Source organism: Cupriavidus sp. FW305-46, from assembly GCF_058787075.1.
In genome coordinates this window covers 121,757-145,367 of the sequence record NZ_JBYSZI010000002.1, presented here as the reverse complement: position 1 = coordinate 145,367, position 23,611 = coordinate 121,757, and the positions used below count along the sequence as shown (strand labels likewise).

At 68.5% G+C, this 23,611-nt stretch carries 20 protein-coding genes; 11 read left to right on the top strand and 9 right to left on the bottom strand.

What is annotated here, in order from left to right:
- Nucleotides 1–7: 7 nt before the first annotated feature.
- Nucleotides 8–844 carry a DUF2182 domain-containing protein gene (locus AC3WON_RS01640; RefSeq protein ID WP_492319121.1) on the top strand — a complete coding sequence of 279 codons (837 nt, stop codon included), beginning with the start codon at nt 8–10 and terminating at the stop codon, nt 842–844.
- Nucleotides 845–1,016: 172 nt separating this feature from the next.
- On the opposite strand, the gene AC3WON_RS01635 is transcribed toward AC3WON_RS01640, so the two are convergent.
- Nucleotides 1,017–1,883 (bottom strand): LysR substrate-binding domain-containing protein, encoded by an 867-nt coding sequence (locus AC3WON_RS01635; protein WP_492350963.1) that lies wholly within the window; start codon nt 1,881–1,883, stop codon nt 1,017–1,019.
- A 244-nt stretch (nt 1,884–2,127) separates the two neighbouring features.
- Here AC3WON_RS01635 and psrA point away from each other — a divergent pair, with 244 nt between their 5' ends.
- The 3 genes from psrA (at nt 2,128) to phnY (ending at nt 6,132) form a co-directional block, all read left to right on the top strand.
- On the top strand, nt 2,128–3,219 hold the full coding sequence (psrA, locus tag AC3WON_RS01630; protein WP_492350962.1) for an iron-containing alcohol dehydrogenase PsrA: 1,092 nt from the start codon (nt 2,128–2,130) through the stop codon (nt 3,217–3,219).
- Nucleotides 3,220–3,296: 77 nt separating this feature from the next.
- The gene (locus AC3WON_RS01625) at nt 3,297–4,601 is read left to right on the top strand and encodes an MFS transporter (RefSeq protein ID WP_492350961.1); all 1,305 of its coding nucleotides are present in this window, start codon (nt 3,297–3,299) and stop codon (nt 4,599–4,601) included.
- Nucleotides 4,602–4,686: 85 nt separating this feature from the next.
- A complete protein-coding gene (phnY, locus tag AC3WON_RS01620) occupies nt 4,687–6,132 on the top strand; it encodes a phosphonoacetaldehyde dehydrogenase (RefSeq protein WP_492319125.1) in 1,446 nt (481 codons plus the stop codon).
- 20 nt (nt 6,133–6,152) lie between these two features.
- Here phnY and AC3WON_RS01615 read toward each other — a convergent pair whose 3' ends face one another.
- Nucleotides 6,153–7,832: a Na/Pi cotransporter family protein gene (locus AC3WON_RS01615; protein ID WP_492350960.1), complete on the bottom strand. Its 1,680-nt coding sequence runs from the start codon at nt 7,830–7,832 to the stop codon at nt 6,153–6,155.
- Between the two features lie 88 nt (nt 7,833–7,920).
- A complete protein-coding gene (gene phnA / locus AC3WON_RS01610) occupies nt 7,921–9,141 on the bottom strand; it encodes a phosphonoacetate hydrolase (protein WP_492350959.1) in 1,221 nt (406 codons plus the stop codon).
- 112 nt (nt 9,142–9,253) lie between these two features.
- Between phnA and AC3WON_RS01605 the strand changes: the two genes are divergently transcribed.
- On the top strand, nt 9,254–10,150 hold the full coding sequence (locus tag AC3WON_RS01605; RefSeq protein ID WP_492319128.1) for a LysR substrate-binding domain-containing protein: 897 nt from the start codon (nt 9,254–9,256) through the stop codon (nt 10,148–10,150).
- Nucleotides 10,151–10,225: 75 nt separating this feature from the next.
- On the opposite strand, the gene AC3WON_RS01600 is transcribed toward AC3WON_RS01605, so the two are convergent.
- Complete coding sequence (locus AC3WON_RS01600; RefSeq protein WP_492350958.1) at nt 10,226–10,621, bottom strand: hypothetical protein; 396 nt, start codon at nt 10,619–10,621, stop codon at nt 10,226–10,228.
- A 157-nt stretch (nt 10,622–10,778) separates the two neighbouring features.
- Nucleotides 10,779–11,483, bottom strand: a complete 705-nt coding sequence (locus tag AC3WON_RS01595; protein WP_492319130.1) for a Crp/Fnr family transcriptional regulator — start codon at nt 11,481–11,483, stop codon at nt 10,779–10,781.
- A gap of 111 nt (nt 11,484–11,594) precedes the next feature.
- Between AC3WON_RS01595 and AC3WON_RS01590 the strand changes: the two genes are divergently transcribed.
- Nucleotides 11,595–12,365: a class II aldolase/adducin family protein gene (locus AC3WON_RS01590; protein WP_492319131.1), complete on the top strand. Its 771-nt coding sequence runs from the start codon at nt 11,595–11,597 to the stop codon at nt 12,363–12,365.
- Between the two features lie 2 nt (nt 12,366–12,367).
- Nucleotides 12,368–13,297 carry a 2-hydroxyacid dehydrogenase gene (locus AC3WON_RS01585; RefSeq protein WP_492350957.1) on the top strand — a complete coding sequence of 310 codons (930 nt, stop codon included), beginning with the start codon at nt 12,368–12,370 and terminating at the stop codon, nt 13,295–13,297.
- 29 nt (nt 13,298–13,326) lie between these two features.
- Here AC3WON_RS01585 and AC3WON_RS01580 read toward each other — a convergent pair whose 3' ends face one another.
- Entirely contained in the window at nt 13,327–15,336 is a 2,010-nt protein-coding gene (locus tag AC3WON_RS01580) for an alkaline phosphatase D family protein (RefSeq protein WP_492340459.1), read from the bottom strand.
- A gap of 291 nt (nt 15,337–15,627) precedes the next feature.
- On the opposite strand from AC3WON_RS01580, the gene AC3WON_RS01575 reads away from it, so the two are divergent.
- Nucleotides 15,628–16,461: a universal stress protein gene (locus AC3WON_RS01575; protein ID WP_492319133.1), complete on the top strand. Its 834-nt coding sequence runs from the start codon at nt 15,628–15,630 to the stop codon at nt 16,459–16,461.
- A gap of 55 nt (nt 16,462–16,516) precedes the next feature.
- On the opposite strand, the gene AC3WON_RS01570 is transcribed toward AC3WON_RS01575, so the two are convergent.
- The 3 genes from AC3WON_RS01570 to AC3WON_RS01560 form a co-directional block, all read right to left on the bottom strand.
- A complete protein-coding gene (locus tag AC3WON_RS01570) occupies nt 16,517–17,539 on the bottom strand; it encodes a Bug family tripartite tricarboxylate transporter substrate binding protein (RefSeq protein ID WP_492350956.1) in 1,023 nt (340 codons plus the stop codon).
- Between the two features lie 278 nt (nt 17,540–17,817).
- Nucleotides 17,818–19,071 carry an alkyl sulfatase dimerization domain-containing protein gene (locus tag AC3WON_RS01565; protein ID WP_492350955.1) on the bottom strand — a complete coding sequence of 418 codons (1,254 nt, stop codon included), beginning with the start codon at nt 19,069–19,071 and terminating at the stop codon, nt 17,818–17,820.
- A gap of 222 nt (nt 19,072–19,293) precedes the next feature.
- Complete coding sequence (locus AC3WON_RS01560; RefSeq protein ID WP_010813374.1) at nt 19,294–20,226, bottom strand: LysR family transcriptional regulator; 933 nt, start codon at nt 20,224–20,226, stop codon at nt 19,294–19,296.
- Nucleotides 20,227–20,426: 200 nt separating this feature from the next.
- Here AC3WON_RS01560 and AC3WON_RS01555 point away from each other — a divergent pair, with 200 nt between their 5' ends.
- The 3 genes from AC3WON_RS01555 to AC3WON_RS01545 are packed head-to-tail and all read left to right on the top strand — an operon-like array spanning nt 20,427 to nt 23,574.
- Nucleotides 20,427–21,650, top strand: a complete 1,224-nt coding sequence (locus AC3WON_RS01555; RefSeq protein ID WP_492350954.1) for a CaiB/BaiF CoA transferase family protein — start codon at nt 20,427–20,429, stop codon at nt 21,648–21,650.
- Complete coding sequence (locus AC3WON_RS01550; RefSeq protein ID WP_492319137.1) at nt 21,647–22,336, top strand: enoyl-CoA hydratase/isomerase family protein; 690 nt, start codon at nt 21,647–21,649, stop codon at nt 22,334–22,336. The genes AC3WON_RS01555 and AC3WON_RS01550 overlap by 4 nt, the downstream gene beginning before the upstream one ends.
- 14 nt (nt 22,337–22,350) lie before the next feature.
- The gene (locus tag AC3WON_RS01545; RefSeq protein WP_492319138.1) at nt 22,351–23,574 is read left to right on the top strand and encodes an acyl-CoA dehydrogenase family protein; all 1,224 of its coding nucleotides are present in this window, start codon (nt 22,351–22,353) and stop codon (nt 23,572–23,574) included.
- Nucleotides 23,575–23,611 lie beyond the last annotated feature (37 nt).

The following is a 23,611-nucleotide window of genomic DNA, read 5'->3' as shown; positions in this document are numbered from 1 at the left end:
GCAGGCCGTGTCCAGCGTACTCACCGCGCACAGGCCGGCGCGCTCACGCAGCGCCGGCCCGCGCCTTGCCTTCTTTGGCATCGTGGCCGTGCTATACATCGCCGGCGTGGCGGCGACACTCGCCTGGCATGCGTCCATGCCCGCAATGGGCGCGACGCCGATGCCCGGCGGCTGGACCATGTCGATGGCGTGGATGCGGATGTGCGGCCAGACCTGGGCCCGCACGGCAATGGCCTTCCTCGGCATGTGGATCGCCATGATGGTGCCGATGATGCTGCCCTCGCTGGCACCGATGCTGTGGCGCTACCGCCAGGCGCTGGCGACGGCAGGGCAGGTGCGCCCGGGCATGTCGACGGTACTGGCGGGCGCCGGCTACTTCTTCGTGTGGGGCATGGTGGGCCTCGCCGTTTTCCCGGTTGGCGCTGCGCTGGCGGCGATAGCCGTGCAGGCGCAGGGCCTGGCGCGCGCGGCGCCGCTCGCTGCTGCGGTGGTCCTGGTGATGGCAGGCGTGCTGCAGTTCACCGCGTGGAAAGCACGGCAGCTTGCCTGCTGCGCCAGCGCAGCGGGCCGCACGCGCGCACTGCCGGCGGATGCCGGCTCGGCGTGGCGCCATGGCCTGCGGCTGGGCGCGCACTGCACCCGGTGCTGTGCGGGCCTGACCGCGGCATTGCTCGTCATGGGCGTGATGGACCTGCGCGTGATGGCAGCGGTGATGTTGGCGATGACGCTCGAACGATGGATGCCGGCGGGTGCGCGCGTGGCCAGGCTTGCGGTACGGCTCACCGGGGCCGTCCTGGTCGGCGTGGGCGTGGCTACGCTCGTGCAGGCAGGTTGGGGCGGATGACGGCAGGGTACTCGTGTCCTGTTCCGCAAATACCTTGCCATGAAATCGCCCAGTTGGCCGCCATGCGTCGTTGCTCGTCGTTGCCATAGCTACGGCTATGGCGCCTCCTCGCGCCTGGCCTGACGACCAACTGGACGATTTCACTTTGGCAAGCTATCTGCGGAACAGGACACTAGCCCAGCGCGACCGCGAACAGCGCCGCAATCAGCGGCCGCTCCTTGCGCACCTCCAGGCAGCACATCGAATAGTCGATCGACAGCAGCGGCTCGTCGACCGGCACCACCTGCAGGCCCGGCAGCGGGATGCATTCGATCTGCGTGACGAAGCTGATGCCCATGCCATTGGCCACTGCATGCAGGATGGCCTCGCGGCTGTTGATCTCCATCACGCAGTTCAGCGCCACGCCATGCTGTGCGCACGCGCGTTCAACCCGGAGCCGGGTCTTCGAGCCCGGCTCGCGCAGGATCACGGCTTCGCCGGCGACCTCCTGCACCGTGATCGAAGCGCGCGCGGCCAGCGGATGGCCGGCCGGCATCACGGCAACGATGCGCTCTTTCCGATACGGCGCGATATGCAGGCCATCGACCGGATCGGGCTCGGCCAGGATGCCGACGTCGATATCGAAATCCTGCAGGCCGCGCAGCACCGAGGCTTCCGAGCCGATGGTGACCGTCAGTTCCAGCGAAGCATGGGTGGAACGGAAACTACGCGCCAGCCCCAGCGCGATCGGCGGCGACACCGCGCCCACGCGCACCAGCCCGGTCTTGAGCTTGTGCGCGCTCTGCAGGAACTGCATGGCCTCTTCTTCCTGCCCGAACAAGCCCTGGGTGATGGCGTAGAGCCGCTCGCCGGTGTCGGTCAGGCGCACGGTGCGGCCTGCGCGCAGGAACAGCTCCACGCCGAAGCGCGTCTCCAGCGCCTTGACCTGGTCGGTCACGGTCGGCTGCCCGATATGCAGGTATTGCGCCGCGGCAGTGAAGCCGCCCGTCCGGGCGACCGCATGGAAGCAGCGGATCGACTTGTAGTACTGGTGGAACATGGGGTCTCGATGGGGGCTGGCCGCCGTTCTGCGCGGTGTGTGCGGCGAGTCTCCCACAGACGCGTGCCGTTGCGTACAGGGTTTCCCCGAGGCCGGCAGCGTGCCGGCGATCCATCGGTTTTGGCGCACCTCGCCGTCAAAGATGCGATTGGACCGGGGGTTTGGCGTCTCCCAAACTTCAGCCACCAGGAAACGCGGCTCAAGCTGCCGCCCAGGCTACCCAGAAAAGAAGTGAGGAGACCCCATGAACCATGCCTACCACAACCCCGTGTCGATCCATTGCGGGGCTGGCAGCCTTGACCGGCTCCCGGCCCTGCTGCACGGCCGGCGCGTCGTCGTCGTGACCTTTCCCGAAGCGCGCGCGCTGGGACTGGTGGCGCGGCTTGAAGCCCTGCTGGGCGCAGACCTTGCCGGGCTGATCGAAGATGTGCAGCCGAACCCGGATGTCGCCCAGCTGTCCGGCCTGTACAACCGCTTCTGGGAAGACGCCGACGCCTGCGACGCCATCGTTGCGGTCGGTGGCGGCAGCGCGATCGATACCGCCAAGGCGTTGATGGTAGGGACCAGGTCGGGCCGGTTCGATTCGCTGATCAGCCTGCTGGCGACCGGCAAGGCGTTCACGCCGGCGCAGGTCAAGCCGCTGATCGCGGTGCCGACGACTGCCGGAACCGGCAGCGAAGTGACGCCCTGGGCCACCATCTGGGACGCCGCGAACCAGAAGAAGTACTCGCTTCACCTGCAGGCAACCTGGCCCGAAGCGGCCATCGTGGATGCGGAGCTGATGATGTCGGTGCCGCGGGGCACCACGATCTCCACCGGGCTCGATGCCCTGTCCCACGCGCTGGAATCGATCTGGAACGTCAACGCCAACCCGATTTCCGACACCTTCGCGATTTCGGCGGTGGAGGACATCTTCGACACCTTGCCGGAACTGGTGCGCAACCTGGACGACATTTGCCTGCGTGAGCGCATGGCGCTGGCCGCCCTCAAGGCCGGAATGGCGTTCTCCAATACCAAGACGGCACTTGCGCACTCCATCTCCTACGAAATGACGCTGCGCCATGGCCTGCCGCACGGCATCGCGTGCTCGTTCACGCTGCCGATGGTGCTTGAAAAAGCCTGGGCACGCCGGCCCGACCGCGACCGCACGCTGCAGCGGCTGTTCGGGCCGGTGCTGGGCAACGGGCAGCAGCGGCTGCGCGCCTTCCTGCAGGACCTGGGCGTGAAGACCGAGTTTGCCGACTACGGCGTCTCCGACGACGAGGCCGGCGCCATGATCGCGCGTGCGCTGGACGGCGCCCGGGGCAAGAACTTCATCGGCGCTGTGCCGGCCTAGTGGCACGACCCCGGCCGACGGTGCCGCCGGCCAACACGAGCCCGCAATACGGGCCGACAATACAAGAGGAGACAAAAATGGAAACTGCCGATCGCATCCAGGCAGGGGCGTTCGTCGCTCCGGCCGAGCATTCGTTCCGGCGCGCCCAGTGGCGCATGCTGCTGGCCGCGATGTTCTGCTACTTCTTCTTCTACACCGGGCGGCAAACCTTTGGCTTCGCCATTCCCGGCATCCAGCAGGAATTCGGGTTTTCCAAGGAAGCGCTGGGCTGGGCCTCCACCTGCCTGCTGTGGTGCTACGCCATCGGGCAGGCCATCAACGGCAACCTGGGCGACAAGTTCGGCGGCCGCCGCGTGATGACCGCCGGCGCGATCCTGTCGTGCGCCGCCAACTGGGTGGTCAGCTTCGCCGTCGGCTTCAAGAGCCTGGCGATTCCCTGGGGCATCAACGGCTACTTCCAGGCCCTTGGCTGGGCGCCCGGCAGCCGGCTGCTGTCGAACTGGTGGGGCGCCGAAGAGCGCGGCAAAGTCTACGGCTTCTACGTGTTCGCGGCCGGCTGCGCCTCGGTGCTGTCGTTCGTCACCTCGATCGTGGTCGTGAACATCCTGCACCTGGACTGGCGCTGGATCTTCCGCCTGCCGGTGCTGCTGATGCTGGTGGGCGGCATCACCTTCTTCCTGATCGTGCGCGAGCGGCCGGAAGACCTTGGCTTCAAGTCGCCCGATACCGGCGTGGCCAAGGCCGAGGATGCGGAGAAGGCCACGGCAGTCGAGACCGATGCCGGCGAAAGCTCCTGGTCGCGCTACAAGGCCGTGCTGCGCAACCCGCGGCTGCTGGTCGCGGGCCTGTCGATCGGTTTCCAGAATGCCGCGCGCTATGGCCTGATCGTCTGGGTGCCGGTCCACTTCCTGGGCAAGAACTGGAAGAGCGCCGAGACCCTGATCGACCCGGCCTGGATCTCGGTGGCGCTGCCGGTGGGCATGGCCTTCGGCGCGCTGTCCAACGGCTGGATTTCCGACCGCCTGTTCGGCTCCAGCCGCAGCAAGGCCATCATGCTCTACATGGTGCTGGGTGCGATTGCCTCGATGATCATGTACCAGCTGCCCACGGGCATGGGCGCGATCGTCGCGCTGTTCCTTGCCGGCTTCTTCGTGTACGGCCCCGCCTCGTCCTTCTGGGCGCTGTGCCCGGACCTGGTCGGCGCCAGGCGGGCCGGCACCGCTACCGGCATCCTGAACTTCTTCTCGTACCTGCTCGCAGGCCTGGGCGAACCTCTGATCGGCCGCATCCTGGACCAGTCCGGCAATACCTCGCTGGTGTTCCCGATCGTGGCAACCAGCTGCATCATCAGCGCCGTGATCGCGGCCTTCATCCGCCGCTGAGCGCGCCGGGCCGGCAAGGCGCCGGCCCGCCCGCGACGGCTGCATCTCCTTCCACCCACTGCTCAAGACCCGCGAGGGCAAGCTCATGACCGCATTGCAAGCCACCCCCGAAATCCGCCACGAAGCGCTGCGCATCGCCGGCGAGAAGATCTACCGCGAAGACGTGATCGAGGTGACCTATCCGTACACCGGCGAAGTCATCGCCACCGTGCCGAAGGCCACGCTCGACGACGTGCGCCGCGCCTACCGCATCGCGCGCGACTACCAGCCCACGCTGACGCGCTATGAACGCTACAAGATCCTGATGCGCGCGGGCGAGATCATCGCCTCGCGCCTGGATGAGATCTCGCGCACCATCACGCTGGAATCCGGCCTGTGCCGCAAGGATTCGCTGTACGAGGTGGGCCGCGCCTCTGACGTGCTGCTGTTTGCCGCCAACCAGGCGCTGGTCGACGACGGCCAGGTGTTCTCGTGCGACCTGACCCACCACGGCAAGAGCCGCAAGGTCTATACGCTGCGCGAGCCGCTGCTGGGCGTGATCACCGCGATCACGCCGTTCAACCACCCGTTGAACCAGGTGATCCACAAAGTGGCGCCGTCGGTGGCCACCAACAACCGCATGGTGCTCAAGCCCAGCGAGAAGACGCCGCTGGCGGCCTACCTGCTGGCCGATATCCTGTATGAGGCCGGGCTGCCGCCGCAGATGCTGTCGGTCATCACCGGCGACCCGCGCGAGATCGCCGACGAGATGCTGACGCACCCGGACGTGGACCTGGTGACCTTCACCGGCGGCGTGCCGATCGGCAAGTACATCGCCGCCACGGCCACCTACAAGCGCCAGGTGCTGGAGCTGGGCGGCAACGACCCGATCATCGTGATGGAAGACGCCGACCTGGAAGAGGCCGCCACGCTGGCCGCCAGCGGCTCGTACAAGAACTCCGGGCAGCGCTGCACGGCGATCAAGCGCATGCTGGTGCATGAGTCGGTGGCGGACCGCTTTGTCGACCTGCTGGTGGCGAAGACCGAAGCGCTCAGCTACGGCGATCCCATGGACCCGAAGGTGGACATGGGCACCGTCATCGACGAAGCCGCGGCGATCCAGTTCGAGGCGGTGGTCAATGAAGCGATTGCCGCCGGGGCCACGCTGCGCTACGGCAATATCCGGCGCGGCGCGCTGTATTCGCCGACGGTGCTCGATCATGTTGATCCCGAAATGACCGTGGCCAGGCATGAGACCTTCGGGCCGGTGTCGCCGGTGATCCGCTTCAGGGACATTGGAGATGCGATCCGCATCTCCAACGGCACCGCCTACGGCCTTTCGTCGTCGGTCTGCACCAACCGGCTCGACTACATCACGCGCTTTGTGCGGGAGCTGAAGGTCGGCAGCGTCAATGTGCGCGAGGTGCCGGGCTATCGCCTGGAGCTGACGCCGTTCGGCGGCATCAAGGACTCCGGCCTGGGCTACAAGGAAGGCGTGCTGGAGGCGATGAAGAGCTTTACCAACACCAAGACATATTCGTTGCCTTGGTAGTTAGCGCCCGGTCCTGGCGGTCACGGACTAAGCAGGCGTTCCTGTGCGTGCGGCGTGCCGTGGTTGCCGGCAGCCAGGAACGAAGTGTCTTCGCGCAGGGCGCCGGGCATGCCTGCCGGCGCGGCGCACAGCAGCGCGTTCATCTGGGACAGCTCGCGCAGGGTGTCCAGGTGCAGGGCGCTGGTTTCCACGCTTGCGGTACGGCGCTGCGCGACACGGGCAATGTGGCGGGCGGTGAAGCGCTCGGCGCGCGCCTGGAAGTCGCCGGCGCATTCGAGAAGCAACGCCGACGCTGCGCGGTCGTTGGCAACAAAGAGCGACATCCTGGTACGCAGGTTGGCCACCAGCATGTCGCAAAGTTCCAGCAGTTCGGCGCTGCCCTCGGCCGAGAAGCAGAAGTTGCGGGCGAGCTTGCGCTGGTCCAGGTCGACCAGGATCCGTTCGACGATATCGCCCGCGTACTCCAGGTTGATATTGACCAGCATGATCGCGTCCCAGCGTGCGGCATCCTCGCCGTCGAGGCTGCCGGCGTCGACGTCGGTCAGGTACATCTTGACGGAGGAATAGAGGTCGTCGATGCGGTCGTCCAGCGCGCGGCAGCGGGCGTTCGCGGCGCGGTCGTTGCCCACGATCGAGAGCTTCATGCCATTGAGCATCTCCTCGATCACGTCGCCGATGCGCACGACCTCGCGCGTGGCATTGCCCAGCGCGACGGACGGGTGCCGCAGGTCGCCCTGGCTCAGGTAGCGCGCGCCGCCGGGCGCCGCGTCGTCGTGCGCATCAGGCAGCCATCGGGTGCAGAGGGCCGCCACCGGATTGACAAACCAGATCAGCGTTGCGGCCAGGGTCAGGTTGAAGGCCATGTGGAAGTCGATGGCCATGGTGCCGGCACTGCTGCCCAGGCGCGCCAGCAGCCAGGGGATGGCGTCAAGCAGCGGCAGGAATGCCAGTATCCCCACGAACCGGAAGATCAGGTTCGCGAGCGATACGCGCCGGGCAGCAGGCGCACTGCCGGAATTGGCCAGGCAGGCTATCAGTCCACTGCCCAGATTGGCGCCGAGCACCAGCGGCAAGGCGGTGGCAGGGCCGATGACACCACCCATGGCCAGCGTTGCAGTCAGCAGTACCGCGGCCAGGCTGGAGTACGCGAGCAACGTCACAAGGGCGCCGATCACCAGCGCCAGCAGTGCGTCGTTGCCAAGCGAGGTGAAGATGGCGCGCACGATCTCGGCGTGCAGCAGCGGCGCGGCGTAGAGGCGGATCAGCTGCAAGGCCAGCGTGATCAGCCCCAGTCCCACGATGACTTCGCCGGCCTGTCCGCGCAGGCCGGCCTTGCCGGACAGGCGCAGGGCAATGCCGATCACCAGCAGCAGTGGCGAGAGCCAGGAGATATCGACCGACAGCAAGCGCGCCATCAGGCTGGTGCCGACGTCGGCACCGAGCACGATCGGCAGTGCCGCCGGCAACGAAACCAGGCCCCCTGCCACGAAGGCGCTGGTCATCAGCGCCGTCGCGCTGCTGCTCTGGATCAGCGCGGTCACGCCAAGCCCGGCCAGGAAGCCACGCGCGGGACTGGCCGTGCCCGCGGCCAGCACCAGCCGCAAGCGCGGCCCCAACAGCTCCAGCATGCCGTGGCGCGTCACATGCGCGCCCCAGATCAGTAGTGCGACCCCGGACATCAGGGAAAGCAGGATTTGCATGGCGCCGCCCCCTGGTGGTGGCTGTCTTCGCGGCCACCCTTATCTGCTTGTTGAGGAAGCGTGCCGGCCAGGCCGGCACACACCGGACTTAGTCCGCGTGGTTCAGCGCCAGCCGCAGGATGTCGAAATTGCGCAGCCGCTGGCCTGCGGGCGCAGTGACCTTGCGGTTGAACAGCAGCGGCACCTTCTGCTCGGACAGGCCGCCGTGCGAGCGCAGCGGGGCATCCAGGCCACTCAGGTCATGGCGCGCTGGCGTGGTGCCGAGCACGGTCAGGCGTTCGCTGACCACCACCAGGTCGCCGATGCGGTCGGGCGGCAGCTCGAAGCGCTCGCTGGCGGCGCGCTTGTCCAGCACCAGTTCGATCCCGGGCAGTGCGGCGATGGCTTCATGCACGGCCTGTTGATCGGTGCCGGCAGGCAGGTACACGGTCGCGTAGGAGCCCAGTGCGCCATGGTGGGCGACGTAGGGATCGGTGATCGGCAGCAGCACGCGCGTGGCGTCCGCGCCGAAACGCTCGTCCAGCACCTGCTGCAGGAACAGGATGTTGGCCTTGCCCAGCGAATCGGTCTTGGCATTCATGCCGTGGTCGGCGGTGACGCCGATGACCGCACCGAGCGCGTCCAGGCGCTGCAGGTAGCTGTCGATCATGGCGTAGAAGGCACTGGCCTGCGGCGTTCCCGGGGCATGCTTGTGCTGGATGTAGTCCGTGGTGGACAGGTACATCAGGTCGGGGCGGACGGTTTCCAGCAAGGCCACGCCGGCGGCGAACACGAACTCGGACAGGTCGGCGCTGTAGACCGAGGGCAGCGGCATGCCGACCTTGCGCAGCACGTCGTCGATGCCGTTGTCTTCGATGGTGGCCTGGTCGGCCTTCTCCGCCGAGAAGCAGATGCCCTTGAGGCCGTGGCCCAGCAACGCGCGCAGCTTGTCCTTGGCGGTGACCACCGCCACCGATGCGCCGGCCTGCGCTGCCGCGGCCAGCACGGTGGGGGCGCGCAGGTAGCGGGCGTCGTTCATCAGCACCTCGGCGCCGGCTTCGGTGTCGTAGAAGAAGTTGCCGCAGATGCCGTGCACCGACGGCGGCACGCCGGTCACGATCGACAGGTTGTTGGGGTTGGTGAACGATGGCACCACGCAATCGCCGGTCAGCACGGTACCGCGTTTGGCCAGGCTGGCGAAGAAGGGGGTGGCGCCCGCCTGCACGGCAAGGTTGATGTATTCCTGCTCGCAGCCGTCGATGCAGACGATGACGGTGGGGCGGGCGGGAAGCTGGTAGTGGTGGCCGTTGACCTGGATCTGGGTGCTCATGGCGTCTCTTGCGGAGGGATTGTGAATGGGATTTGCCTGAGACCCATGCTAAGTTAGGCGATAAGCTCTCACAATCGAGTTTATTTTCCAGATCCTGTCAGGAAATCTCACAATGCCGCACAAGCTGCCCCCGCTCAACGCCCTGCGCATCTTCGAGGTTGCCGCCCGCGCCGGCAGCTATTCGGCGGCCGCGCGCGAGCTGCACCTGACCCATGGCGCGGTCAGCCGGCAGATCGAGATCCTGGAGCAATGGCTGGGGCAGCCGCTGTTTATCCGCCAGGGCCAGCGCATGGTGCCGACTGTCCACGCGCAGGCGTTCGCGCGCGAGATCAGCACGGCGTTCGACCAGATCAGCGCCGCTTCCGAGCGCTATGGCCGCATTGCCACGCGCAAGGTGGTGCGCGTCAATGCCCCGGCAACCTTTGCCATGCGCTGGCTGATCCCGCGGCTGGATGATTTCCGGCGCCAGCAGCCGGAGGTCGATGTGCGTGTGTCGACCGCCTTCAGCAACGAGGCGGGATTCAACGGCACCTTTGACGTGGCGATACGGCGCACCCTCGAACGTGGCGAGCAGTTCGAGTCAGTGCCGATCTTTTCGGAGTACCAGACGGTGATCGCCAGTCCGGCGATACTGGAGCAGGTGCCGTTGCAGGGTGTCGAGGACCTGGTGGAGGGCGTCTTCCTCTATACGGAGACCCGGCCGGGAAGCTGGGAATCGTGGCTGCAGCAGGCGGGACATGCCTCGCTGCTGCCGGTGCGCACGCTGCGCTTCGACCATTTCTTTGTCACGCTGCAGGCGGTGGTGGACAGCCTTGGCTTTGCCATCGGCACCTTTCCGACCCTGGAAACGGACCGCGCGGGCGGGCGCATTGCGACGCCGTTTGCCGCTATCCGCGCACCGGGCAATACCTATCATGCGCTGGTGCCGCGCGATGCCGACAAGCCGCTGCATCTGCGCGCGTTCCTGGAGTGGCTGCAGCAGCAGGGGCAGGCGGCCGCGGCGACCTGAAGCGGCGCGCGCCGGGGAAGCGGGGTGAGGGTGGCGCGCGGCCCGCGCGATGCGGGCCTGCGCTGAGACGGGAGCTCAGGCCCCGTCGAGGAACGCGCTGCGCTGGCCCAGGCGCGAGCCGAGCGCATCGGGGGCCAGGCTCATGCTGGCGGGGTCCACGGCCGAGGCGGGGCTGCCTGCCATGGTCGGGTCGGCGGCTGCCGGCGCCATGCCCGGCTGGGCCGCCTGCACCGGAGCCTGGGCATAGCTGCCGCCCGCTGCGGGTGCCACCTGGGCCGACGGCGCTGCCGACGGCATGGCTTGCACAGGCTGGGCGGACTGCACCGGCTGAGTGGATTGCATCGGCTGCATCGGCTGCGTCATTGGCATCGGCTGGCTCGGCTGCAGGGGCTGAGCCTGCTGCGCAAACAGCGGGTAGGACGCGATCATCGCGCCAGCCACGACCAGGGATTTCGCCAGATGTTGCTTCATTCGTGTACCTCCTAGAACGCCTACAGGCAAGGGAACAGTCACTGTAGCGCCGCGGCACCTGACATTCTGTTTGATTTTGCAACGGTCGTTAACCAGCCTTGCCATCGCGGCCAGGGCAGGTTAATTGCGCGCGCGGCCTGCAAATCTTGCGCGGCCGTCAACGCCGGGCCAATCGCTTGAGCGCCGCGGGGTCCAGCAGTTCGATCTGGCGGTACTCGCGGCGGATCAGGCCCGCGTCTTCCCACGCCTGCAGGTACTTGGCCACGGTCTGGCGCGAGCGGTTGACCATGTCGCCAAGGTCCTCAGCGCTGATGCGCACGACATGGTCGGTGCGGTCGGCCAGTTCCAGCAGGCGCGCCGCCATGCGCGCGTCGATGGGCGCCTGCGCCGCGCTTTGCGCGTGGTCGAACGCTACGCGCAGGCGCGCGCAGATCTGCTGCACGATCAGCTGCATGCCTTCCGGATGCGCGGCCAGGATGCGGTGGAAGTCGCGCTGGCTCAGCACCATCAGTTCCGTGTTGCCGACGGCGAAGGCGTCGTGCGTGCGCGGCTTGCCGTCCAGCAGCGAGATCTCGCCGAACCAGCGGCCACGCCCGATCACCGAGTACACCGACTCGCGCCCGCCCGTGCTGACCCGGCTCATGCGCACCCGGCCCGACAGCACCATGCAGAAGTAGGTGGGCGGATCGCCGCGCGCGAAGATCATCTCGCCGTCGCCAAAGCGCAGGCGGCGTGCGGCGTTCGCCACGGCATCGAGCACGCCCGGCGGCGCATTGCGCAGCCAGCCGCTGGCCAGCACGCTGCGCGGCAGCGTGCGCACCGGCTCCACCGCTCTCGATCCACTCTTCACATCAGCCTTCACATCGCTCTCCTGCTGGAGCCGAGATTGTCCAATACTTAACAGACTTTGGCGCGGTGCGCCCGGACAATGCATCGATTCAATGACTCACATGCCCCGGGGAGGTGTACGCATATGGCGCAAATCCAGCTCGTCGATTCAATCAGGGACCGCGTCTCCGACGCCGAATGGCAGATGCGCGTGGACCTGGCGGCCGCGTACCGCCTGGTCGCCCACTTTGGCTGGGACGACCTGATCTTCACCCATATCTCGGCACGCGTGCCCGAAGCGCCGGACCAGTTCCTGATCAACCCGTACGGGATGATGTTCGACGAGATCACGGCATCGAGCCTGGTCAAGGTCGACCACGAAGGGCAGCCCGTGCTGGAAACGCCGTATGACGTCAACCCGGCCGGCTTCATCATCCACAGCGCCGTGCATGAGGCGCGCCCCGAAGTCGGCTGCGTGATGCACACGCATACCTCGCACGGCGTCGCCGTCTCGGCGCAGCAGGCGGGCCTGCTGCCGATCTCGCAGCAGTCGATGTTCGCGCTGACCGGGCTGGCGTACCACGACTATGAGGGCGTGGCGCTGCGCGAGGACGAAAAGGCGCGGCTGGTGGCCGACCTGGGCCGCTGCAAGCAGATGATCCTGCGCAACCATGGCCTGCTGACGTGCGGGCGCACGGTATCCGATGCTTTCCTGACCATGTACACGCTCGAGTCCGCCTGCCGCATCCAGATCCTGGCGCAAAGCGGCGGCACGCCGCTGACCATGGTGCCCGAAGCCGCCAGCGCCAACATGGGCCAGCAGGCGCGCCAGGCCACCAAGGGCAAGGGCTCCAACCTGGCCTGGCCGGGCCTGCTGCGCCGCCTCGACCGCATCAACCCTGACTACCGCAACTGACCATGGCCATCCTCGTTCACCTGCCGTCGTTCATGGCGGTTCCCATCACTGCCGCGCTGCGCGAAGCCGCGCCGGACATCACCGTGTGGAACGGCCGCGAGGCCGCCGTCGTGGAACAGGTCGAAGCCATCATCGCCTGGGGCCTGAAGCCCGGCGTGCTGCCGGCCTACCCTAAGCTGCGGCTGGTCTGCGCCGCCACCGCGGGCGTCGACAAGCTGCTGGCGGCGCCGGACCTGCCGCCTGGCATGCCGGTCACGCGCATCGTCGATCCCGGCCAGCAGACCGGCATCGCCCACTACGTGCTGGCGATGGCGCTGCGCCATACCCGCGCGCTCGGCCGGTACGCCGAACAGCAGCGCCGCGGCGAATGGAAGCGCCACCCGGGGCGCGATGTGTCGCGCTGCCGCGTGGGTGTGCTGGGGCTGGGCGAGATCGGCAGCGAGGTGGCGCGCATGTTTGCCGCCATCGGCTACCCGGTCAGCGGCTGGAGTCGCAGCGCCAAGCATCTGCCCGGCGTGACCGACTTCACCGGCGACGACGGGCTGGATACGATGCTGGCGCAGAGCGAGATCCTGGCCTGCACGCTGCCGCTGACGCCGCGCACCGAGGGCATGCTGAACCGCCAGACGCTGTCGCGGCTGCCCAAGGGGGCGTTCCTGATCAACGTCGGGCGTGGCGAGCATGTGGTCGAGCCCGACCTGGTCGCACTGATCGACGAAGGCCACCTTGCCGGCGCGGCGCTTGACGTGTTTGCCAAGGAGCCGCCCGCGGCGGACGATCCGGTCTGGACCCATCCCCGCATCGAGGCCACGCCGCATATCGCGGCCGACCCCTCGTACGAACTGGTGGCGCGGCAATGCATCGACAACCTGCGGCGCGCGCGCGACGGGCGTGAACTGTTGAACCAGGTGGACCGGCAGGCGGGCTACTGAGGGCCCGGCGTGCCGGTCCGTCCGGATGGCTATGTCACGCTCACATCGGCGGTGCCGGCCGCCACCTCCAGCAGCCGCGTGCTCGCCGTGGCAGGTAGCGCCGGAGCCGTGCCGCCTTCGAGCAGCTTGAGCGTATGGAAGGTGCAGCTCAGCTTCTCGGGCGTCAGGGTGACCAGCGCGTAGCCCTCGGCGTTGGAGTCGGCGTGGCGCAGCCACGCGTTGAAGGCGCGCAAGGTGGTGTCGAAGGTGTTCACCACCGCGCCGCCCACGTTGCTGTAGACCAGTTCACGCAGCGCGGCGAAGGCCTGGTCGTTGTCGACGATCGAGCGGAATGAACTGAGCAGGGAGTTGCTAGACAGACCGGCCGTGACCAGGTCCACCATCACCGGCGCTGGCGTCGGCGCATCGTAGTCGTCCATCACCTGGCCGGCAAAGAAGGCGTGGATATCGCCGCTCAGCGCCACCACATTGCGCACGCCGTTGTTCTTCAGGAACGCCATCAGGTTCTTGCGCTCGGCGTTGTAGCCATCCCACTGGTCGGCATTGAGGATAAAGCGGTCGAGCAGCGCGATGGCCGGCAACCGGCTTTCGATCAGCGGCTTGATGTTGGCATCGAACGCGGCGCTGTCGATGCCGACCTGCGCCAGTACATTGCGCAGCGCCGTGTAGGCCAGGTTGGCATAGGTGCCGGCGGTCTTGGCCGCGCGCAAGTCGTCGGCCAGCGCATTGGCAATGGCGCTCTCCAGCGAGGACAGGGCATTGTTGGCCAGCACCAGCGCCCTGGCGATCAGCCGCGCCACCGCCTGGATCACATCCACCTGCATGCGCAACAGCGACAGCTGGTTGGCCCACAGCTTCCACGTGGTGGCGTCGGCGCCGACGCGGTCCTGCCACCACGCGCGCTGCGCATCGCCCAGCATCGACACCGGTGTCAGCGTGCCGCCGGCGGCGGCAATCTTCTGCGCTTCGGCCGCGGCCAGTGTCTCGGCCGGGACGAAGTACAGCGCGCCGACTGCGCGGCCGGTGGTTTGCTCGGAGATGATGTGGTCGGCACGGTACAGGCGCTCGTCGGTCATCAGCAGGGTGGCGAGATTGCCGAAGGTGAACGAGCGATAGATCTGGATGTTCTGGAACGACGGGTTGTTGACGTCCAGGCTGACATCGGCCGGCATGAACTCGAACCACGCCTGGTTGGCAGCGCGCCGGCGCGCGGTGCGCGGCGTCAGGTCGTCGTCGGAGTCGTAGGTCTGCCGGTCCTGCCAGCAATTGTCGGCGAACTCATGGTCGTCCCAGATCGCAATCATCGGGAACGCGGCATGCAGGGCCTGCAGGCGCGCGTCGGTGCGATAGCTGCGGTACAGGTGGCGATAGTCGTCCAGCGTGGTGGCGTAGACGCTGCCGTCCGGCAGCGCGGTGCCATTGGGCAGCTGCAGCACGCCGTGGCGATCCTCCACATTGCCGGCGCGCGAGCCGCCCGGGACGGCCTCGTAGATGTAGTCGCCGACATGGACGATGAAGTCCAGCTCCTGCTGCGCCAGTTCTTCCATGCCGGCCCAGTGGTTGGCATTCCAGTCCTGGCAGCTGACAAAGGCGAAACGCAGCTGTGACAAGGGCGTGCCGGCCGCTGCCGCGGTGCGGGTGCGGCCGACGGTGCTGGGGCGGTTGCCCAGCAGGAAGCGGTAGTAGTAGCGGGTGCCGGGGCTCAGGCCCGTGACCTTGTTGCGGATGGTGTAGTCCCAGTCCGGCAGGGCCATCAGCGGTTGATTGACCAGCAGGCTCGGCGGCGGGAAGTCAGGCTGCGTCGACACCTGCAGCCGCACCACCACCGGCCGCTTGCCGTTGCTGCCTTCCACCCGCGTCCATACCACCACGCTGTCGGGCTTGGGATCGCCCGAGGCGACGCCATGGACGAAATTGAAGTTCTCCGGATTGCCGGTGTCGGGTTCCGGGTCGTCGCCGCCGCCGCAGGCGCTCAGGCCGCCGGTGGCAACGGTGACGGTCAGGAAACTTCCCCATTTGAGAAACTGTCGGCGGTCCATGGCGCTCCTCCTGTGCTTGCGGTCTCGGTCCACGCAGCGCGCAGCCGCGGCCACGATGCCGCTTGCGGCACCAGGATTCGTGGGGGCGTGCTGGTTGCTGAATGCATACTAGTGGCTGGCCTGCACGCTCGCCGTCGGTGAGGTTCCGACATCGATATAGGAGGAAGTCGACTGGTTCGTGCCGGCGCTGGCGCACCGCGCACCACCGTTGCTGGCGCGATCGGCAAGTCGGCATGCATTGCCTGCGACGCGGCCTAGACTGAAAGCAAAAGATTCGGACGCGAGGGCATCATGGCGTACGACAGCATCCTGGTCCATCTCGACGGCAACCGGCAGGCCATGCAGCGCTTGCAGGTTGCGGCACGCCTTGCCACCGCCAGCCAGTGTCCGCTGATCGGCCTGCTGGCCGGGCGCGTGCCGGACCCCAGCTGGTTCTACCGCATGAACAATGCCCAGCGCTGCCTGGCCGAAGACCAGGAGCGGCGCCGGCTGCAGCGCGAGAACATGCGTTGTGCCTTTGAGGCCGCCACGCGCGAGCTGGCGGTTGCCTGCGACTGGCGCATCGTTGAGCGCGATCCGGTGCCACTGGCGCTGCGCGAGGCGCGCGAGGCCGGCCTGATCGTCTCCGGCCAGTACGACGCCGACAACGCTGAAGGCCCGGTGGCGCGGCAGCTGTTGGAGGCGCTGCTGCTTGAGAGCGGCCGGCCGGCGCTGGTGGTGCCCTGTTCCGGCGCTTTCGCCACCGTGGGCACACGCGTGCTGGTGGCCTGGAATGGCAGCCGCGAGGCCGCGCGTGCCTTGCACGACGCGCTGCCGCTGATGGCCGGGGCACGCGCGCGGGTGCTGGGCGCCCATGCCGCCAGGGAGCCGCGTGCCGATGCCACTCCGGTCAGCCACGCCGTGCACGTGCTGGCGCGACAGGGTGTGGCAGTTGAGGTGGAGCACGGCCCGGGCGGTGGCGACCTGGCCATCGGTGAGCTGATCCTGTCGCGAGCGTCGGACTTTGGTGCCGACCTGATCGTGATGGGCGCCTACGGCCACGGCCGGCTGCGCGAGCTGGTGCTGGGCGGCGTGACCAGGGTGGTGCTGGAGTCGATGACGGTGCCGGTGCTGTTCTCGCACTGAAGCGCAGCGCCACGATTCCGGCAAGCCGCGCCAGAACAGCGTCCCCTGGTGGTCTTCAGTCGACCGTGATGTGGTTGGCCTGGATCACCTTGCCCCACACGCCCACGTCGTCGCGCACGGTCCGCGCGAACTGCTCGGCACTCCTGGCGGGCGCCATGCCCATGTTCAGCTGCAGGAAGCGCTCGCGCATGGGCGCGTCAGCCAGCAGGCGGGTCACTTCCGCATTGAGCCGCTGCACGATGGCGGCACTGGTGCCGGCCGGCGCGAACAGGCCATACCAGCTGTCGGTATCGAACGGGTAACCTTGTTCGGTCATGGTCGGCACGTCCGGCGTGGCCGGCGCGCGGCGCGTGCCGCTGATGGCCAGCGCGCGCAGCTTGCCGGCGCGGATCAGCGGCAGCGACGACGAGGTATCGACAAAGGCCACCTTGACCACGCCGCCCTGCATGTCGGTCAGGATCTGCGCCACGCCCTTGTACGGCACGTGGCGCAGCTTCATGCCGGTCTGCATCTTGAGGGCTTCCATGGTCAGGTGGCCGCCCGAGCCGATGCCCCACGAGCCGTAGTCGTATGCATCCGGGCGCTTGAGCACGTGGGCGACGAACTCCTTGAGCGTGCGCGCCGGGAAGTCCGGCGTCACCACCAGGAAATTGCCGCCCGCGCCGACCTGCGCCACCGGCAACAGGTCGCGCAGGCCGTCATAGGGCAGCCTGGGCTGCAGGGTCTGGTTGATCACCACCGTGGCGGCATAGGTGAACAGCAGCGTGTAGCCGTCGGGGCTGGCCTTGGCCACGGTATCGTTGCCGATGATGCCGGTCGCGCCGGGCTTGTTGTCGACCACGATGGTCTGGCCCAGCGCCTTGCCGAGCGATGCGGCCAGCGCGCGCGCGAACAGGTCGGTGCCGCCGCCGGGCGGGGCCGGCACCACCAGCCGGATGGGCTTGGCGGGCCAGGCATTGCTGGCGCACAGCGGGCCGGCCGCCGCGCCAAGACCGAGTGCGGCAAGCGCGCGCAGCACGTCGCGCCGGCGCGCGTTGCCAGGCAGTTCCGTCGGAACCGGGTTCATTGCTTGTGGCATGGCGTCTCCCTAGGGCCTGTTCACATATAAAACGTGCGCGCGCAAGGGGGATACGCGGCGCAGGGCTAGGCGCCAGTCGCGCCGCTTGGTCATTCCAAGCAAGCGGCTGGCAACGACGCCATGCGCCGCGTATCCCCCTTGCCCTTCGGGTTGGCCCGAGCCGGGGCCATCTACTTTGTCGGGCGCCTTGCAAAGGGAATGACCCTTTGCGGCGACGCCCTTCGCGTAGCTGACCCCGGCTCGGGCCAACGCGCGTACGTTTTATATGTGAACAGGCCCTAGTGCATGCCGAAGTTGTCCGCCGCGTCGCTTTCCAGCGCGTCGGCGGCCGCGCCATACAGGCTGCGCGACACATAGCTGCGGATCTGCGTGGCGCGCTGGCGCAGCCAGGCGGCCTTGAGCTGGCGGGCCTCGCGCACGGTGGGCGTTTCATCGGGCGCCAGCGCCAGCACGTCGATCACGTGCAGCGCCAGCTGCGTGTCGCCGCGCGCGGCCAGGGCCTGCGCGTGGCGGATCAGTGCGCCGTGGTCGGCGACGGCCGCGGCGATCTCGGCCGCCGCCCGCTGCGGCGCGGCCGGATGCAGCGTGGTGGCATTGCGGTCCCACCAGCCGTTCTCCGAGCGGTAGATGTCGCGCGCGATGTAGCTGGGGTCGCCATAGGTGGGGCGCATCCAGGGCTGGTCGAACAGCTCAGCCGGCGGCTTGAGCGCGGCCAGCACCTGGCGTTCATTGCAGCCGGCGTTCATCAGCCGCACCACCTCCGCGCGCAGCCAGCGCAAGGCCCTGGCGGTCTGGCACAGCACGCGCTGGCATTCGTCCTCGCCCTGCAGCGTGGCGCCGAACTCTCGCACCACGGTGCGCGGCTGCAGGCCGGCCAAACGTTCCAGCGTATCGGCCCAGCGCACGGTGTCGCGCATGGTGCGGAAGGGGGTGCCGATGTTCGGGATCGAATCGATCACCGCGGGGCCGCCGTACAGCAGGCGCCGGCCCGGCAGCCAGACCGCCACGGCGTCGTCGGTCTCGGACGGTGCCCACAGGATTTCGGCGCGCCGCTCGCCCCGGCCCAGCGTCAGGCCATCGGCAAAGGTCTCGGTGGGTTCGATGTGGACCAGCTTTCCCGCCAGCGCGCCGGCCGGCTGGCGGAACTGGATCTCCGCCATGCGCTCCTGCATGCGCTGGGTCTCGCGGTAGCGCGCCTGCCGCGCCAGCACATTGACGTGGGCCAGCACCCGCGGCGCGGGCTCGCCGCGCGCGGCGGCGTGGTCCAGCCATTGCTGCAGGCCGGCGTTGTAGCCCATATGGCCGTGGCTGTAGCAGATGGCCAGCACCGGCAGCCCGGTCTGCGTGCGCAGCGCCTCGATCATGCCGCGCGTGACGCGCCCGCCGGGACCGCTGTCGACCACCAGCAGGCCGCCACCCACGTCGGCGACAAAGCTCTGCCCTTGCCCGTGCAGCAGCCACACGCCGTCGCCAACGCTTTCGATACCGGTGCCAGTGACCAGTGCCGCCGGCCGGTCCTCAATGTCCTGCATGCTTGCCTCCTCAGCGAACCAGGTCGCGTCCAGCGCAACTGTCACGCAAGAAGGGGCATCCCGGGGATTGGGGAAAGTCCCGCCGGGATGCGGCGTACCGGCCGCAAACCAAGCGCCGGTGCGGCCCGGCGGAGGTTTTGGAATTTCAGGTGTAAACCGCTGGTTAGCACCGCGCGGGTGCAGGGAGTTCCCCGCCGGCGCGCGCTGCGGTAGCGGCTGCCTTCAGTCCAGTCGGCGCAGCGGACTGTCAGGCAGGTTGGACAGATAGTGGACTTCACGCCGCAGCAGGGTGGCGAACTGCGCCGCCACCGGCGTCATCGGCGAATCGGCGCGGTAGATCAGGCTGACGGTGTGGCTGGGCAGCTTGTCCTCGATCGGCAACGGCACCAGGCCATTGGCGGCCAGCCGGCCGGCCACCATCTGGCGCGGCAGCATGCACAGCAGGTGGCGGTCCTGCATCAGGTGCTCGATCATGCCGATGGTGTCGCAGCGCACCGCCACGCGCGGCAACGGCAGATCGCGTTCACGGAAGGCATCGAGGATGGCGGCGCCCGGGCCGTGCATGCGCTGGCCGGTCAGGATCCAGTCCGAGCCGATCAGTTCGCGCAGGCTGCGGGCGTTGCGCAGCGGATGCTCGCGGTGCGCCATCACGACCGAGTCGTTGTTGTAGAGCGGCTCGCAGGTGAATTCGCGCTCGATGCCCTCATCCGGGACCGGGCTGACTGCCATGTCCATCACGCCCGAGCGCAGTTCGTCCAGGTGGGTCGGGTAGCCCCAGCTGTCAATGCACACCAGCACGTCGGGATGCTGCACGCGAAAGCGCTTGACCACCGCGGGCAGCAGCACATGCGCCGGGCCGCGGGTGGTGCCGACGCGCACCACGCCGTTGCGCGCGCCCAGCATCTGCGCCATTTCCTCGCTGGCCTTGCGGGCCTCGGTGGCGATCAGCCGCGCGCGCCGCAGGAAGGCGTCGCCGTAGCGCGACAGCACCACGCCGCGGGTTGTGCGGGTCAGCAGCGGCACATGCAGCTCCTCTTCCAGCTGGCGGATGCTCTTGGTCAGTGCCGGTGCCGACACGTCGCGCGCACGGGCCCCGGCGCGGATGCTGCCGTGCTCGGCCACGGCGATGAAGTCCTGGACTTGGCTCAGACGCATGGATTTGGCTCCACTCAAACGACGCACTGGGCGCACAGCATAGCGGCATTCCGGCGGGTTCGGGATAACCCCAGGGTGCTAACCGCTGGTTTGCACCGAAGCAGTTTTGGCATCTGCCGTGATGCGCCGTGCCAACGCATGATCGCTCCACATCGTCGCAAACCGCCGGCAGCGCCGGCATCTTCCAGGAGTGGGATCGCATGGCGAACCGGCAAGACCTGCCGCTGGCAGGCATACGCGTGGCGGAGTTCGGGCAGTTCATCGCGGCGCCGGGTGCGGCCATGATGCTGGCCGACCTGGGCGCCGACGTGGTCAAGGTGGAGGCCTTGCGCGGCGACAGTGCGCGGCGCTTTGACGGCACCAGCCCGCAGAGCCCGATGTACCTGGCCTACAACCGCGGCAAGCGCGGCATCGCGCTGGACCTGCGCACGCCCGGCGGGCTGGACGCCGCACGGCGGCTGGCGCTGGCCAGCGACGTGGTGCTGCACAACACCCGCGCGGGCGTGATGGAAGCGCTGGGGCTGGACGCCGCCACGCTGCGCGCGGCGCGTCCCGACCTGATCCATGCCTCCATCAGCGGCTTCGGCACACGCGGGCCGTCGCGCACGCGGCCCGGGCTGGATATTGCCGCGCAGGCCGAGAGCGGCATGATGTCCGTGACCGGCGAGGCCGGCGGGCAGCCGCTGAAGGCCGGCTTCGCGCTGATCGACGCGGCCACCGCGCTGGCGACCGGCAACGCCATCCTGGCGGCGCTGTTCCGGCGCGAGCGCACCGGCGCCGGCGAGACTATCGAGACCTCGCTGCTTTCGGTCGGCGTGCAGATGCAGGCCCAGCTGTGGGCCGAGTACCAGTGCTCCGGCGCGCTGCCGGTGCGCAGCGGCAACAGCCAGCCCAAGGCGGCGCCGGCCGCGGATGTGATCGCGGTGGCGGACGGGCATATCGTGCTGTCGGCCTATCTCGACGAACACTGGACGCGCCTGTGCGAGGCCATCGGCCAGCCGGCGCTCGCGCAGGACGCGCGCTTTGCCTGCAATGTGCTGCGCGTGCAGAACCGCCCGGCGCTGCTGGCCATCCTGCACGACGCCATGCGCCACCTGAGCGGCGACGCCGCCCGTGCGCTGCTGGAGCGCCACCAGGTGGTGGTGGGCGTGGTGCGTGACTATCACCAGGTCAACGCGAGCGCCGACGTGCGCGCCAGCGGCGTGCTGCAAGCCGTTGACGACGGCGAGGGCGGCCAGCTGGAGCTGCCGGGCCTGCCCTTCACCATGGCCAGCATGCCGGCAGGGGCGATGCCCGCGGTGCCGCGCCTCGGCCAGCATACGACCAAGGTGCTGGCCGAACTTGGCTACAGCGCCGCGGAGATTCACACCATGGCCCGCGCCGGCGCGATCGGCGTGGAACAAGCCCAGCAGGAGCCCGCATGAACACCCCCCAAGCCCCCGTACTGCTGCAGCGCCATGCCGGCTGGGCCGAGGTGGTGCTGAACCGCCCGGCCCGCCGCAATGCCGTCGACATGTCGCTGGCCCGCGCGCTGGGCGACGCCATCGAGACCCTGGCCGCCGACGACAGCGTGCGCGCCGTGCTGCTGCGCGGCGCCGACGGCGCCTTCTGTTCCGGCCTGGACCTGCAGGCACTGCAGGCGGAGCCGGGCGGGCTGGCCGCGTTTGCGCCGGTCTGGGAGCGCGTCCACCTGGGCCTGCTGCAAAGCCGCAAGGCATGGATCGTGGCGCTGGAGCGCCATGCCATCAACGGGGGGGCGGCGCTGGCGCTGGCCGGCGACCTGCTGGTGTGCGGCGCCGGGGCCTTCCTGCAGATCGGCGAGATCCGCCTGGGCATGGCGGCGCCGCGCAATGCCGACTGGCTGGCGCTGCGCCATTCCGAGGCCGTGGCCGCGCGCCTGTGCCTGCTTGGCGACCGCGTGCCCGCGCCGGAGTTGCTGCGCCTGGGCATTGCCACCGAACTGGTCGAAGACGCCGAGGTGCTGGACCGCGCGCGCGGCCTGGCCGCCACCATCGGCGGCTTTCCGGTGGAAGGCGTGGCCGCGATCAAGGGCGGCATGCGCGCCGCGACGAGGCGCATGGCATCTGCTGCGCGCGACAAGCATTCCTGAGGACCGATATTTCCATGACAGATTCCATCACCACCGACGACGACGCGTCGCTGCAGGATTTCCGCCGCGAGGTGCGCGAGTTCGTCGCCCGGTCGCTGCCCCATGCCGTGCGCGAGAAAGTCCGCCTCGGACTGGAACTCAGCAAGCCAGAGCTGGTCGACTGGCAGCACCGGCTGGCCGAACGCGGCTGGCTGGCGCCGCACTGGCCGCCTGAATGGCAGGGCTGCAACTGGAGCGCCGAGCGCCGCGCCGCGTTCCAGGAAGAACTGGTGCTGGCGCACGCGCCCGAGAGCGGCGGCATCACCTTCGAGATGATCGGCCCGATCCTGATCCGCTACGGCACGCCGGCGCAGCAACAGTACTTCCTGCCGCGCATCCTGAACCAGGAGCACTGGTGGTGCCAGGGCTATTCCGAACCGAACGCCGGCTCCGACCTGGCGTCGCTGAAGACGCGTGCGGTGCGCAGGACGCGGCCCGACGGCACCGAGGTCTACGTGGTCAGCGGCAGCAAGATCTGGACCTCCTACGCGCAGTACGCGGACTGGATCTTCTGCCTGGTACGCACCGATACCGAGGCGCGCGCGCAGCAGGGCATCAGCTTCCTGCTGATCGACATGCGCAGCCCCGGCGTCAGCGTGCGGCCGCTGGTGGGCATCCATGGCTGGCACCTGTTCAACCAGGTGTTCTTCGACGAGGTGGAAGTGCCAGTGCAGAACCTCGTCGGCGAAGAGAACGCCGGCTGGACCATCGCCAAGTCCCTGCTCGAGCATGAGCGGCTGAACCTGGCGCGCGTGGCGGAGAACCGCCGCCGCCTGGCCAAGGTGCGCGCCATCGGCGACGAGCTGGAGGAGGGCGGCCAGCCGCTGTCGCAGCGCCCGTGGTTTGCACGCCGGATGCGCGCGCTGGAGGTGCGGCTCGAAGCGCTGGCTGCAACCGTGCTGCGCTTTCGCAAGCGCGCGCGCGCCGGCGAAACGCTGGGGCCGGAGACCGGCATGCTCAAGCTGCTGGGCAGCCGGCTGATCCAGGACATCGAGAACCTGGCGGTCGATGCGCTGGGGCCGGACACGCTGGCCTATGACCGCGCCGCGCACTTCGAGCCCGCCGTGCCGCAAGCGGGCCAGTCGGCGTACGCCGCGGCGGCATCGGCGCGCCGCTTCGTCACCCGCGGCTACACCATTGCCGGCGGCTCCAGCGAGATCCAGCACGAGCTGCTGGCCAAGCAGGTGCTGGGCCTGTAGTGGCTCCAATCGTGCCCGCAATTCAGGACAAGGACTG

Coding starts and splice junctions, on each gene's coding strand:
- AC3WON_RS01565 (WP_492350955.1), bottom strand. CDS start 19,071: ATGCAGGACATTGAGGACCGGCCGGCGGCACTGGTCACTGGCACCGGT.
- AC3WON_RS01625 (WP_492350961.1), top strand. CDS start 3,297: ATGGAAACTGCCGATCGCATCCAGGCAGGGGCGTTCGTCGCTCCGGCC.
- AC3WON_RS01600 (WP_492350958.1), bottom strand. CDS start 10,621: ATGAAGCAACATCTGGCGAAATCCCTGGTCGTGGCTGGCGCGATGATC.
- AC3WON_RS01615 (WP_492350960.1), bottom strand. CDS start 7,832: ATGCAAATCCTGCTTTCCCTGATGTCCGGGGTCGCACTACTGATCTGG.
- AC3WON_RS01570 (WP_492350956.1), bottom strand. CDS start 17,539: ATGCCACAAGCAATGAACCCGGTTCCGACGGAACTGCCTGGCAACGCG.
- AC3WON_RS01555 (WP_492350954.1), top strand. CDS start 20,427: ATGGCGAACCGGCAAGACCTGCCGCTGGCAGGCATACGCGTGGCGGAG.
- AC3WON_RS01585 (WP_492350957.1), top strand. CDS start 12,368: ATGGCCATCCTCGTTCACCTGCCGTCGTTCATGGCGGTTCCCATCACT.
- AC3WON_RS01635 (WP_492350963.1), bottom strand. CDS start 1,883: ATGTTCCACCAGTACTACAAGTCGATCCGCTGCTTCCATGCGGTCGCC.
- phnY (WP_492319125.1), top strand. CDS start 4,687: ATGACCGCATTGCAAGCCACCCCCGAAATCCGCCACGAAGCGCTGCGC.
- AC3WON_RS01575 (WP_492319133.1), top strand. CDS start 15,628: ATGGCGTACGACAGCATCCTGGTCCATCTCGACGGCAACCGGCAGGCC.
- AC3WON_RS01580 (WP_492340459.1), bottom strand. CDS start 15,336: ATGGACCGCCGACAGTTTCTCAAATGGGGAAGTTTCCTGACCGTCACC.
- psrA (WP_492350962.1), top strand. CDS start 2,128: ATGAACCATGCCTACCACAACCCCGTGTCGATCCATTGCGGGGCTGGC.
- phnA (WP_492350959.1), bottom strand. CDS start 9,141: ATGAGCACCCAGATCCAGGTCAACGGCCACCACTACCAGCTTCCCGCC.
- AC3WON_RS01560 (WP_010813374.1), bottom strand. CDS start 20,226: ATGCGTCTGAGCCAAGTCCAGGACTTCATCGCCGTGGCCGAGCACGGC.
- AC3WON_RS01590 (WP_492319131.1), top strand. CDS start 11,595: ATGGCGCAAATCCAGCTCGTCGATTCAATCAGGGACCGCGTCTCCGAC.
- AC3WON_RS01605 (WP_492319128.1), top strand. CDS start 9,254: ATGCCGCACAAGCTGCCCCCGCTCAACGCCCTGCGCATCTTCGAGGTT.
- AC3WON_RS01545 (WP_492319138.1), top strand. CDS start 22,351: ATGACAGATTCCATCACCACCGACGACGACGCGTCGCTGCAGGATTTC.
- AC3WON_RS01550 (WP_492319137.1), top strand. CDS start 21,647: ATGAACACCCCCCAAGCCCCCGTACTGCTGCAGCGCCATGCCGGCTGG.